This window comes from Streptomyces platensis, assembly GCF_008704855.1.
GTDB lineage: Bacteria > Actinomycetota > Actinomycetes > Streptomycetales > Streptomycetaceae > Streptomyces > Streptomyces platensis.
In genome coordinates this window covers 3,746,921-3,759,009 of the sequence record NZ_CP023691.1, presented here as the reverse complement: position 1 = coordinate 3,759,009, position 12,089 = coordinate 3,746,921, and the positions used below count along the sequence as shown (strand labels likewise).

Sequence of the window (12,089 nt, the reverse complement as noted above, 5' to 3'; positions counted from 1 at the left end):
CGTCCAGGCCTGCGCGGCTTGTCGCCCGCCGTCCGGCTACCTAATGTACGTACATCCGTGCATCCGCACAACGCACCCCGCCCGAACGGGCCCCGGCCGCCGCGCACGGGCCCCGCGCACCCCTGGAGGCCGACCGTGCACTTCGCGCAGTACTACCTCGACTGTCTCTCCCAGGCGTCGTATCTGATCGGCGACAAGACCACCGGACGCGCCGTCCTCGTCGACCCGCGCCGCGACATCGACGACTACCTGCACGACGCGGAAGCCGCCGGCCTGCGGATCGAACTCGTCATCGAGACCCACATTCACGCCGACTTCCTCTCCGGCCACCTCGAACTCGCGCGGGCCACCGGCGCCACCATCGCCTTCGGTGAGGCCGCCGAAACCGGCTTCCCCGTACGGCGGTTACGGGACGGCGAGCGCATCTCACTGGGCGCGGACGACGGCCAGGGGGTCACCCTCACCGTTCTCGCCACCCCCGGCCACACCCTCGAATCCATCTGCCTGGTCCTGCGTGAACACCCCGATGACGACGTGCCGTTCGGCGTGCTCACGGGCGACACCCTCTTCGTTGGCGACGTCGGCCGCCCCGACCTGCTCTCCGCCGCCGGGCACACCCCGCAGGACATGGCCGCCCGTCTGCACCGCTCCCTGCACACCAAACTCCTCACCCTCCCGGACGCGACCCGGGTCTTCCCCGCACACGGCGCCGGCTCCGCCTGCGGCCGCAGCCTCTCCAGCGAAACCAGCTCCACCATCGGCGACCAGCGCCGGTACAACTACGCCCTCCAGCCCATGCCGGTGGACGACTTCATCCGCCTGGTCACCGCGGGACAGCCCGCCACCCCCGGCTACTTCGCCCACGACGCGGCCCTCAACCGCGACGGCCACCCCCTCCTGGAGCCCGGCCCGCCGCCCGCCCTCACCCTGGACGAGGCCCTCGCGGCCCGCGACCGGCAAGGCGCCGTCCTCCTCGACTGCCGCCCACTGGCCGCCTACACCCGCGCACATCTGACCGGCTCACTCCACACGAGCCTCGACACCCGCTTCGCCGAGTACGCCGGCAGCGTGGTCCCCCCGGGCACCCCCATCGTGCTGCTCGCCGACCCCGGCACCGAACAGGAAGCCCGCCTCCGCCTCGCCCGCATCGGCTACGACCACGTCCTCGGCCACCTCCCCGACCCCGCCGCCGTACTGGACCGCATGCCGGAGCTCAGCAGCAGTAGCCGCCGCATCCGCCATGAGGAACTGGGTTTGGGGGAGGCCCGGTCGGCGGGGGTGGCGGAGGCCGAGGGGGGCCGGACGGGCGGCGCGGAGTCGGGCGACGCCCTACCGACGGGCTCCTCGCCCACCGACTCCGGACCCGCCGACATCCAGCTGATCGACGTCCGTAACCCGGCCGAGTACGAGGCAGGTGCCCTCCCCGGCGCCCGCAACCTCCCCCTGGCCAACCTGGCCCACCGCATCGCCGAACTGGACCCCTCCCGCCCGGTGGTCCTGTACTGCCGCAGCGGCAACCGGTCGGTGATCGCGGCAGCACTGCTGGAGGCGCACGGGTTCGCCGAAGTCTGCGATGTCATCGGGGGGTACGACGCGGTGGGTACGGGCACGCAGTAAGCGCCTGTGCCGGCACGCCCGTCCCCCCGCGCCTTACCGCCTTACTGCCTCACCGCACTACGGCGTTGTCCGCAGCACCGCCCCGTACGAGCCCCTCCCCGTACGACATCCGCCCCGTACGACTTCCTCCCCCGCATCGGCCCGACGGGCGCTCGCTTGACTGGCGCTCGTCTGACCGGCGCGCCCCTGTCCCGCACCGACCACCCCGCGGCCTGCTGAAGCGTCCACGGGACCACGTACCACAGCGCCACGGGCGCCGAGTTGGCGACGGCACCGGCCACTGTCAATGCCACATACGGGCGGTTGCGGAACAGGACGAGGTCCCCCAACGGGGCGGGCGAACGCCGGTCGGCCCCCACGAACAGCGCGCCCAGCAGTCCCGCGCCGACCGCCCGTCCCCAGGCCGCGCACACGCTCCAACCAGCGGGCCAGACAGGCCGGCACGTCGGTGGCGGGGCGCCCCGGTACGCCGCCCACAGGGCCGCCTCTCACGGGTCCGCCGCGCGCTTGCGGAGGAAAACGAGAAAGGGGAGGGGAGAGGGGGATGAAGTGCACCGGAAAGGGGCAGGAACCGGGGGCGGATTGCGCGCACGGCCGGGGAAACCGGAGAGGTGAGCCGGGACGGCCGGTGCGGCGACCGAAAGAGGCCAGGCCCGCAGCGCTCTGCTGCCGCGTGGTGCGGGAAGGGGTGGCGTCGACCCCGTACAACGGACGTTCAGCGATCGTTGATCGGTGATCTCCATGCTGAACCGCATGTTGAGCCGTGTGACTTCAGAGCATGCAGATGACGCCCGGGAAGCGCAAGAGCCGGAGGCGTCGCGGATCGCCCTCACCTGGAGTGGGGAGCCCGGGCGCCAGGAGGAGCTGACGCACGGCATGCTCCTCGACCAGGCCGAACGCGCCGCCGCCGTCCTCAGGCGGCTCGGCGTACGGGCCGGTGACCGGGTCGCGGTGCATCTGCCGCTGGTGCCCGAGTCGGTGATCGCCACGCTCGCCTGCGGGCGGCTGGACGCGATACGCGCCACGCTGCCGGTCTCCCTGACGGTGCCCGAGTTGGTCGCGCGGACCCGCGAGTCCTCGGCCCGGGTACTGATCACGGCCGACGCAGCGTTCTGGGACGGCGCCGTACGGCCGGTGAAGCCCCTGCTCGACCACGCCCTGGCCCGCAGCGCGGCCGCGGACGGTGCCATGGACCGAACCGTCCTGGTGGTGAACCGCTGCTCCCGCCCGGTCTCCTGGAAGCCGGGCCGCGACATGTGGTGGCACGAGGCACTGGGCGTCCCGTCCGCCGCCCACTGACCGCGCCATCGCGGCAAGCGGGCGGCGGCCTGCTTCCTCCGCACAACGCGGCCTGACGTCAAGGGGGACCGTCAGGAGTGGGCGACGCCTGTCAGGGGTTCGCGGGGGCGTGACCTTCTCGGGGGAGTCGGTTCACGGGGGCGGGGGCCCTCAGCGGAACTCGTCGGGGGCGCGTGGTCTGGGGTGCGCGGGCCTTTCGGGGAGTACGGCTCTTGGGGGAGGGCCGGCGTGGGGGATCTGGTGGGCTGGGGGCGTGGCGCGTCGGGGGAGCGTGGCGCGGGGGCGCTGCGCGGTGGCGCGGCGCGGTGGCGGTGGGGAAGCGGGGCGGGTGGGGGCGTGCCCTCGGGGGGCGGCGCTTGGGGAGCGTGGCGTGGGGGAGCCCGGGGCCTTGGGCACGCGGTGGTCGGGGGCTCCGTGGGGCAGGGCAGGCGCTCCGGGGCGCGGCGCGGGGGCGGGGCTCCGGGGAAGCGCGGCCTCACCCAGTCAGGTCACCAAACGGGCCATTCGCCTCATCCGCGCCTAGCGTGGAGCACGTGTGAAGCGCCGGCCCAAGCATCCGGCCGGGCGCCCCTTCCGCCACCCTCCACCCCCGCCCCACCCCCACCGGAAAGGTCGCTGACCCATGGCTCGTCATGAGTACGCGCACCCCCGCCACCCCCTGCCCGGCAGCGATAGCCGGTGGCCCCTCAGGCGTAGCGGCGCGTCCCAGGGACCGCCGACCCGGCCCCATGACGGGCATCGCCCGCACCCCCGACCCACCCACGACAAGGGCCGCTGAGACAGGGGTCGTTCGCTCAGCTCGATCCCGGGGCGTGCGATGCGTGAGACGGCGTCGCGCGGTGCAGCCGACGCCGCAACCCGGTCGGCGAACCCCTGCGCACATCGGTGGTGGCCCGCGGACTGCCGGTGCACTGAGCCGAGTTCAGCGACGATGCTCCCATCCGAGGGTGATCAGGAGCTTCGCCAGACGACACCGCGCTGCTCGTACTCCATGACGGACTCGACGCCGGTGGCGAGGGAGGCTCCGCACTCGCGGGTGATCATCCAGAGCGCCGGATCGATTCCGCTGGTGACACCGCCCGCGGTCACCAGATTCCCGTCGTCAACGACTCGTGCGTCGATCACCTTGCCTCCCCGGGCGGCCGGCTCTGCCTTCGGCTGGAAGCCCGTGCCGTCCGCCTCGGGAGGGGAGAGGCGGACGGTGGGCTTGTGTGTCCGGCAGCCTCAGGAGGGGCTGGCGTTGCCGCAGCGGGAGGTCTTCTCCTCTTCGGTCATCGGGCGGGACTGCTTCCGGTAGGCGGTGTACGTCACGTCGGCCTCGACATCCGTGAACTCGCGCGCCGGGATGGCCTTCACGGAGTCCCCTTCGTACGACCAAGTGCCCTTCAGGGTCTGGGTCATCGGAACCTTGTCCAGCCAGTAGATGGTGTAGGTCTGGTCTTGATTGACCGTGTCGGTGACGCCCGTGGTCTTGGTGTGGATCTGGGAGTAGTCGATCTTCGGCAGGACTTCGACGCCCTTGACGGCGGGAACCTTCAGCCCCATGCTCACGACGAGGCCGTTGCCGTTGGTCTCCTCCTCCTTGTAGGCGAAGGAGCCGGTGGCGGCGCAGGTGTCGTGGAACTCCCCTACCCGCTCCGGCGTACCCTCGACCGGGTCGCTGACGAACTCGCCGCCGGTGACGGTGCACTTCTCGCCACAGGTCGAGAGGAACTCGGCGCGCTGCTGCGGGTCGGCCAGCGGGTCGGGGCCGGGGGCCAGGCTGGGTATCGGCGCCGACCCTACGAGCCCTCCGCCGGTGGTGCCGCCTCCGCCTCCGTCCGCCTGCGCCGGCGTGATGGTCAGGCACAGCGACGCCGCGAGGGCCATTGCCCCCACCGTGGCCGCCTTCGCCCGTCGGCCCCTGCTGGACGACGGGAGAACGTTGCGTACTCGTCCGTTCATTTCTGCTTCCCTTGCCTCAACCTGAAGTGCGGATTGTGTTCTGCGATTCCGTTCACGGCTCCGGATGAGGCCGTCCTGGGAAGGCGGCACCCGTCGGTGTGCTTGAGTTCCGAACCGGCCGGAACGGAAGGGCTGCCGGTTACGCAGCACACACGGATTGCCGCTGCGATCGGCACACCACGAGAATTGGCCACCTGGCTCATGTTCGGCTCACCATCCGCTCATGAGGCGTCGTTCGCCCGTCGAGCCGATCTTTCGGCGCTGCTCAGTTGAAGTCGGCCGAACTCTTCATGTGCGACCTCCTCTTGGAGGTCGTTTCGTTTGGTAGCCGTACTGATGGGGCGCCCCCGGCCGGGCCCGTGTCCGCCGTGGACACCGATGCCCCCGTCCCGCCGGAATGTTTGGCGGGCGGCAATGACACGATGGGGGAATGGTGACAAAGCCCGAAGAATCCTCGGAGTGCCGGCCGGTAGTTCCCGAGCCCTGGCCGGAGGGGGAATCCCTGCATGCTGAGCTCCTCGCGGCGAAGAAGCGGGTTTACGACCCCTGCGGATTCACCTGCTCACGGCCGGTTCCCGAAGCGGAGAGTGCTGAGTACGCGGCACATGAATTCACTCTCGACGGCTCCGCCGTCCGGTTCCGGGTCGCCAAGACCACCCCGACGAAGGTCGGTCAGTTCGTCACGGTGTGGAAGCGGAGCCCCGGCGGGCCGATTCAGCCGTTCGACTCCGCGGATCCGGTGGATCTTTTCGTCATCAGCACCCGCGAGGGCGACCACTTCGGGCACTTCGTCTTTCCGCGCGAGGTGCTGTGTGAGCGCGGCATCGTTTCCCGGAACGGCTCCGGCGGAAAGCGGGCGTTTCGCGTCTACCCGCCGTGGGTGGAGACCACCAATCGGCAGGCCCGCACCACCCAGGCGTGGCAGGTGAACCACTACCTCCGGATCCCTGAGGACGGGCCCCTCGACGCGGCCCGCGCCCAGGCGCTCCACCACCCCTGACCGGCTCCCGCCCCGCCCGTACCCTGGACACGTGAGCCCCACCCCCGAACCCGAGCCGATGCCCGCGCCCCACGACGGCTCCGACGCCGAGCAGGCGCGTTCCGACGGCGAGCAGACCCCCTCCGACGCCGAGCAGGCGCCCTCCGCCACCGAGCAGACGTCTCCCGACGCCGAGCAGCCCCCCGCGCCCGCGTCCTCGCCCTCCGCCCGCCCGGCGACCCCCCGGCCCGCAGCCAAGCTGATCTTCGACGACCCGCTGAGCCAGCAGTCCTCGGACGACACCGACCGTGGTTGGGGCGAGCGCCCGGCCGGGGGCGACAGCGCTGCCGATCTGGCCCGTTTCCTCGATGAGAAGCCGCCCCACCACCTCTGAGCGAGGTGAGCGGGCGGCGTGGGTCGCCGGCTGCGGGCGGCGTCTGCTACTCGCGGGTCTTCTGGATGCCGATCGTGCCCGAGGTGGATGCGGGCGCGGACGGTGCGGCGGTGCGCTGTGCGAGCAGTGCATCGCGGATTTCGGTGAGCAGCTCGATCTCGGTGGGGTCGGCGGGGGCCGCCTCCAGTGCCTGCCGGGCCGTCTGGCGTTCCTTCCACTTGTTGATCGGAAGGATCATGAGGAAGTAGACGACCGCGGCGGTGATCAGGAACGTCAGGGCGGCGCTGAGCACCGAGCCCCAGAGGATGTAGATCCCGTCGGTGAAGGCACCCGTCTTCGGGTCCTTGGCGCAGGTGGCGGTCAGGCAGGCCTGGTAGTGATCGAGGTTCTGCGAGCCGAGCGCACCCACGATGGGGTTGATGATGCCCTTCACCACCGCGTTGACGATGTTGGTGAAGGCCGCACCGACGACGACCGCGACCGCGAGTTCGATGACGTTGCCGCGCATCAGGAATTCCTTGAATCCCTGAAGGACGCCCTTGCTCTCGCTCACCTGACAGCCTCTTTCCATGCTCACTACGGACGGTGCACCAACAATCAGCACCGCAACTTACGGCAGGGCAGGGCAGAGGTGTCCAGTCGTGTGACATGAACCATCCAGCGGCCGGTGCGTCGGCACGGAATCGGTGGTTCCGGGGGAGGGGGCCGAGCGTGCGGGCCGTCGGGACGGAAACCGCGGTACCGGTGCGGTGGGCGCGCCCCCATTGGCGCGCGGCGGGTGCCCCGCCATGCGCAGCAGTCTCGCGTGGGGTGGGCGCGGAGGCCACTTGATCTTGAAGCATGGTCACCGCCCGCCCGGGGCCGCCACCGACGGGCAGCCGGGGCCCGGAGCGTCTCGTACGGCACCGTACGACGCCCCGCCGGCCAGTGCTGCGGCGGTCAGCGCCAGGCCGGCGGCCAGTAAGCGCTGCCGCGCGGGCCGTCCCCACCGGTGCCTGCCGCCGCCCGCCCGGACCGGTGCGAAGTGCGGCACGTCACACGGCGGGGGAGCGGGCAGCGGCGGGGAGAGGGGATCAGGGAGGGCCGGGGAAGGAGCAGCGGGAGTGGTCCGGAGCATGGTGGGCACCGCCAGGGGGTGAGGGGTCGGGTGAACCGCTGATCACCACCGTGCCGGAAGACTCCGCCCGCCCGCTCCGGGCTGTGGACGGCCCCGCTCCTGTGGACAACTCGGCCACCCGGGAGGGGGAGGCCGAGCGCGTCCGGGGGCGTTACGGCAGCTCGATGCCCAGGTCCCAGCCGGCGTGGGCGCCGGTGCACAGGCAGTCGCGGGCCGCGTTGTCGGGCAGCGCGGCGACCGCGTCGAAGAGGACCTCGCGCAGTCGGCCGACGTTCTCGGCGAAGACCCGGAAGACCTCGTCGTGGGAGACGCCCTCACCGGTCTCGGTGCCCGCGTCCAGGTCGGTGACCAGGGTCAACGAGGTGTAGCAGAGGCCTAGTTCGCGGGCCAGGACGGCTTCGGGGTGACCGGTCATGCCGACCACCGACCAGCCCTGTGCGGCATGCCAGCGCGATTCGGCGCGGGTCGAGAAGCGGGGGCCCTCGACGACGACGAGGGTGCCGCCGTCGACCGGTTCCCAGTCCCGGCCGCGGGCCGCCGAGAGGGCAGCCTGTCGCCCTGTGGGGCAGTACGGGTCGGCGAAGGTCAGATGGACGACGTTGGGGACGCTCCCGTCGGGGAGCGGCTCGCCGTCGAAGTAGGTCTGGGTGCGGGCCTTGGTGCGGTCGACGAGCTGGTCGGGGACCAGCAGCGTGCCGGGGCCGTACTCGGGGCGCAGTCCGCCGACCGCGCACGGGCCGAGGACCTGGCGTACGCCGACCGAGCGCAGGGCCCACAGATTGGCGCGGTAGTTGATGCGGTGCGGCGGGAGGTGGTGGCCGCGGCCGTGCCGGGGCAGGAACGCGACCTGGCGGCCGGCGACCTCTCCCAGGCACAGCGAATCGCTCGGGCGCCCGTACGGGGTGTCCACTGTGATCTCGGTCACGTCATCGAGGAAGGAGTAGAAACCCGATCCGCCGATAACGCCAATCTCCGCGTCAGCCATGCCGATCACACTATCGGGGCGCGGCGGCGGGGGAAGGCGGGTCGCGGGAACGAAAGAAACCCGTAAGACGACGGACCCCGCCGTCGGTGACGGCGGGGTCCGGGCGCGTGCGGGGTCAGGCGGCGGAGCTGGTGCCCGAGCTGCTGCCGGTGGACGAAGCGGCGGCCGGGGCGGAGGACTTGCTGTCGGAGCTGCCGGACGAGGAGCTCGACGAGTCCGAGGAGGACGTCGTGCCCGACGTGGAGGCGCTCTTGGCGGGGCTGCTGCTGGACGACGAGCCGCGGCTGTCGTTGCGGTAGAAGCCGGAGCCCTTGAAGACGATGCCGACCGCGGAGAACACCTTCTTGAGGCGTCCGTTGCAGGCGGGGCACTCCGTGAGCGCGTCGTCGGTGAACTTCTGCACCGCCTCGAGGCCCTCGCCGCACTCGGTGCACTGGTACTGGTAGGTCGGCACTTGTCTTCCTCCTGGCACTCTCACTCGATGAGTGCTAACGACGCTCCATATTGCAGTATTCCCGCCCGCCAGTCCACCGTGACCGGCGGACGGTGACCGACCCCACGCCGGGTCAGGCGCGCGCCAGCTCCCGCTCGCGGTCCTCGGAAACGGCCGGGACCGGGGCCTCGGGGCCCTCCGCCGGGGCGCCGGCGGCCACGGTCGAGGAGCGCGGCAGCAGGTGGGCGCGGAGCGCCAGCAGCACCGTCAGGGCCAGCGCCGTACCTGCCAGCGGCACCAGGAAGCCCATACTCGGCCCGAAGCGGTCCGCCAGCTGGCCGGACGAGGTGGCCGCGGCCGCCTGGCCCAGCGCGACCGCGCCGGTCAGCCAGGTGAAGGCCTCGGTGCGGGCGGCGGCCGGCACCAGCGACTCCACGAGGGTGTAGCCGGTGATCAGGGCCGGGGCGATGCACAGGCCGACGACCAGGCCGACGGCGCCCAGCAGCGGCACCGCGGTGACCGCCCACAGCGGGGTGGTGGCCAGCGCCAGCAGCCCGTAGGCGACCAGCAGCCGGCGCCGGGGGCCGACCTTCCAGGCGAGGGCGCCGCAGGCGATACCGGCGAGCATGTTGCCGCCCGCGAAGATCCCGTAGAGCACGCCGTTGATGCCGGGCTGCCCGATGTGCTGGGTGAACGCCGTCAGCGAGACCTGCATCCCGCCGAAGACGGCGCCGATGCCGAGGAACGCCACGATCAGAACGCGTACGCCGGGCACCGACAGCGCCGAGACCCGCGGCCGGTCACCGGCCTGCGACCGGTGCACCGCCGGCTGGCTGCGCCGCTGCGCGGCGAACAGCAGCCCGCCGGCCAGGGTCAGTACGGCCTCGGCGACCAGCCCGGCCGCCGGGTGGACGCCGGTGCACAGCGCGGTCGCCAGCACCGGGCCGACCACGAAGGTGAACTCGTCGGTCACCGACTCGAAGGCGGCGGCCGTCGGCATCAGCGGACTGCCACCGAGCCGGGCGGCCCAGCGGGCCCGCACCATCGGGCCTACCTGCGGCGTCGAGGCGCCCGTGGGGACCGCCACCGCGAGCAGCGCCCACAGGGGGGCGTGGGCCAGGGCGAGGATGATCAGCGCCACGACGCCGGCGACATGCGCCAGGACGCCGGGGATCAGCACCGCGCGCTGCCCGAAGCGGTCGGCGAGCTTGCCGCTCTGCGGGGCGAACAGGGCCATCGCGACACCGGTCGTGGCGGACACCGCGCCCGCGGTGCCGTACGAGCCGGTGGTGGACTGGACGAGCAGCACGATGCCGATCGTCAGCATGGCGAAGGGCTGCCGGGCCAGAAAGCCGGGCAGCAGGAATGTCCATGCACCAGGGGTGCGGAGCAGTGGTCCGTATCCGGAACGGGAGTCCTTGACCGCGGATGCCACGGCCGGGCCTTTCTGCCGCCTGGTAGCGCGCCACCCGCGAGGTCGTCACGGGAACGCGCCGAGAGCTGTCCTCTCGCGCAGGACCGAGTGATACCGCGTGGTCCGCACCGGAGAGGTGGCTGCGTAAGGCAGGGGGACCGCGGCCGCCGAGCGGTCGCGCCAGCTCTGCATCAGGCAGAGTTGGTTCGTCGATGTGCCTCTTCATACTACAGGTCGCGGGGCGTGAAGCCCTGGGATAAGTCAGGGCTTCACGCGGAATCCCTTGGGATCCGTGGAGAGATGCAGCACATTCCCGTCCAGGGGGCGGACGGACCTCAGCGGTGGCGGTGGCGTGACCGTCCCGTGGGGCCGCCGGTGCCCAGCCAGCCGGCCAGCTTGCCGCCCTGGGAGACCGCCTGGAGCCGCCGCTCGGCCGCGTCCCGGACCGGATCGGTGGCGACCACCAGCAGCTCGTCGCCGCGCCGCAGCACCGTGGCGGGCGACGGCACGAAGCTGGAGCCGTCCCGGACGATGAGGGTGACCGCGGCGCCCGCGGGCATCCGGAGCTCGCCGACCTCGACGCCGTGCATACGGGACGCCGGGCCGATGGACGTGGACAGCAGATGGCCGCGCAGCCGCTCCAGGGGCGCGGACTCGATGCCCAGATCGGCGGCCTCCTCGCCGTCGCCCAGCCGCAGCCGTCTGGCCAGCCAGGGCAGTGTCGGCCCCTGGATGAGGGTGTAGACCACGACCAGCACGAAGACGATGTTGAAGACCCGTTCGCTGCCGGGCACATCGCTCACCATCGGGATGGTGGCCAGCACGATCGGCACCGCACCGCGCAGCCCGGCCCACGACAGCAGGGTTTTCTCCGCCCACGGCACCCGGAACGGCATCAGCGCCACGAACACCGAGGTCGGCCGCGCCACCAGCGTCAGGATCATGCCGATCACCAGCGCCGGGACGATGTCGTCGATGAGGTTGTGCGGGGTCACCAGCAGGCCCAGCAGGACGAACATGCCGATCTGGCCGAGCCAGCCGAGGCCCTCGGCGAAACCGCGGGTGGCCGGGGCGTGCGGCAGTTTGGCGTTGCCGAGGATCACCGCGGCCAGGTAGACGGCGAGGAAGCCGGAGCCGTGCGCCAGGGCGCCGGCCGCGTAGGCGGAGACCGCGATGGCCATGACGGCGATCGGGTACAGACCGGACGCGGGCAGCGCCACATGCCGCATGGCGTACGCGCCGAGCCAGCCGATGGCCAGACCGATGGCGGCGCCGATCGCCAGCTCCAGGGCGATCTCGCCGAGCAGGGTGTACCAGTGCTCGACCGGTCCCGCGGTGGAGAAGGCGACGACGAGGATGACCACGGGGGCGTCGTTGAAGCCGGATTCGGCTTCCAGTACGCCGGTCAGGCGGGCCGGCAGCGGCACACTGCGCAGCACGGAGAAGACGGCCGCGGCGTCCGTGGAGGAGACCACGGCGCCGATCAGCAGCGCCTGGCGCCAGTCGAGTCCGGCCAGGGAGTGTGCTCCGGCCGCGGTGACCCCCACGCTCACCGCGACGCCGACCGTCGAGAGCGCCGCGGCCCGGGGGAGCGCCGGCCTGATCTCTTTCCACTTGGTGCCCAGGCCGCCCTCGGCGAGGATCACGACCAGTGCGGTATAGCCCAGGAGTTGGGTCAGCTCGGCGTTGTCGAAGATGACGCCGCCGGGCCCGTCCTGCCCTATGGCGACGCCTATCCCCAGGTAGATGAGCAGGCTGGGGAGCCCGCTGCGCGAGGAGAGCCGTACCGCGGCGACCGCGATGAGCAGTACGAGCGAGCAGATCAGCAGGAGTTCATTGAGGTGATCGACAGACAGGAGCTGATCCTTCCTCGCACGGGTTCCGGGGTGGCTTTCCTTACCGTATCT

At 71.8% G+C, this 12,089-nt stretch carries 11 protein-coding genes; 4 read left to right on the top strand and 7 right to left on the bottom strand.

Annotation, left to right across the window (positions count from 1 at the left end; genetic code table 11):
• Nucleotides 1-135: 135 nt before the first annotated feature.
• Nucleotides 136-1,617 (top strand): rhodanese-like domain-containing protein, encoded by a 1,482-nt coding sequence (locus CP981_RS16385; protein ID WP_085928623.1) that lies wholly within the window; start codon nt 136-138, stop codon nt 1,615-1,617.
• 765 nt (nt 1,618-2,382) lie between these two features.
• Nucleotides 2,383-2,916, top strand: a complete 534-nt coding sequence (locus CP981_RS16375; protein ID WP_244329674.1) for an AMP-binding protein — start codon at nt 2,383-2,385, stop codon at nt 2,914-2,916.
• Nucleotides 2,917-3,867: 951 nt separating this feature from the next.
• On the opposite strand, the gene CP981_RS37735 is transcribed toward CP981_RS16375, so the two are convergent.
• Complete coding sequence (locus CP981_RS37735) at nt 3,868-4,041, bottom strand: type 1 glutamine amidotransferase family protein (RefSeq protein WP_158092704.1); 174 nt, start codon at nt 4,039-4,041, stop codon at nt 3,868-3,870.
• Nucleotides 4,042-4,140: 99 nt separating this feature from the next.
• The gene (locus CP981_RS16370) at nt 4,141-4,785 is read right to left on the bottom strand and encodes a hypothetical protein (RefSeq protein ID WP_085928309.1); all 645 of its coding nucleotides are present in this window, start codon (nt 4,783-4,785) and stop codon (nt 4,141-4,143) included.
• A 505-nt stretch (nt 4,786-5,290) separates the two neighbouring features.
• On the opposite strand from CP981_RS16370, the gene CP981_RS16365 reads away from it, so the two are divergent.
• Nucleotides 5,291-5,860, top strand: coding sequence for a MepB family protein (locus tag CP981_RS16365; RefSeq protein ID WP_085928310.1), 570 nt, complete (start codon nt 5,291-5,293; stop codon nt 5,858-5,860).
• A gap of 31 nt (nt 5,861-5,891) precedes the next feature.
• Nucleotides 5,892-6,233 carry a hypothetical protein gene (locus CP981_RS39380; RefSeq protein ID WP_341873678.1) on the top strand — a complete coding sequence of 114 codons (342 nt, stop codon included), beginning with the start codon at nt 5,892-5,894 and terminating at the stop codon, nt 6,231-6,233.
• Nucleotides 6,234-6,279: 46 nt separating this feature from the next.
• Here the strand turns inward: CP981_RS39380 and mscL are convergent, their stop codons facing one another.
• From mscL to CP981_RS16335, 5 genes are all read right to left on the bottom strand, one after another.
• Entirely contained in the window at nt 6,280-6,786 is a 507-nt protein-coding gene (gene mscL, locus CP981_RS16355; protein ID WP_190143284.1) for a large conductance mechanosensitive channel protein MscL, read from the bottom strand.
• Nucleotides 6,787-7,501: 715 nt separating this feature from the next.
• A complete protein-coding gene (locus CP981_RS16350; protein ID WP_085928330.1) occupies nt 7,502-8,335 on the bottom strand; it encodes an S-methyl-5'-thioadenosine phosphorylase in 834 nt (277 codons plus the stop codon).
• A gap of 115 nt (nt 8,336-8,450) precedes the next feature.
• Nucleotides 8,451-8,789 carry an FmdB family zinc ribbon protein gene (locus CP981_RS16345; protein WP_042156218.1) on the bottom strand — a complete coding sequence of 113 codons (339 nt, stop codon included), beginning with the start codon at nt 8,787-8,789 and terminating at the stop codon, nt 8,451-8,453.
• 112 nt (nt 8,790-8,901) lie between these two features.
• A complete protein-coding gene (locus tag CP981_RS16340; protein ID WP_085928313.1) occupies nt 8,902-10,203 on the bottom strand; it encodes an MFS transporter in 1,302 nt (433 codons plus the stop codon).
• A gap of 314 nt (nt 10,204-10,517) precedes the next feature.
• Nucleotides 10,518-12,038 carry a potassium/proton antiporter gene (locus CP981_RS16335; protein ID WP_244330047.1) on the bottom strand — a complete coding sequence of 507 codons (1,521 nt, stop codon included), beginning with the start codon at nt 12,036-12,038 and terminating at the stop codon, nt 10,518-10,520.
• Between the last annotated feature and the right edge of the window lie 51 nt (nt 12,039-12,089).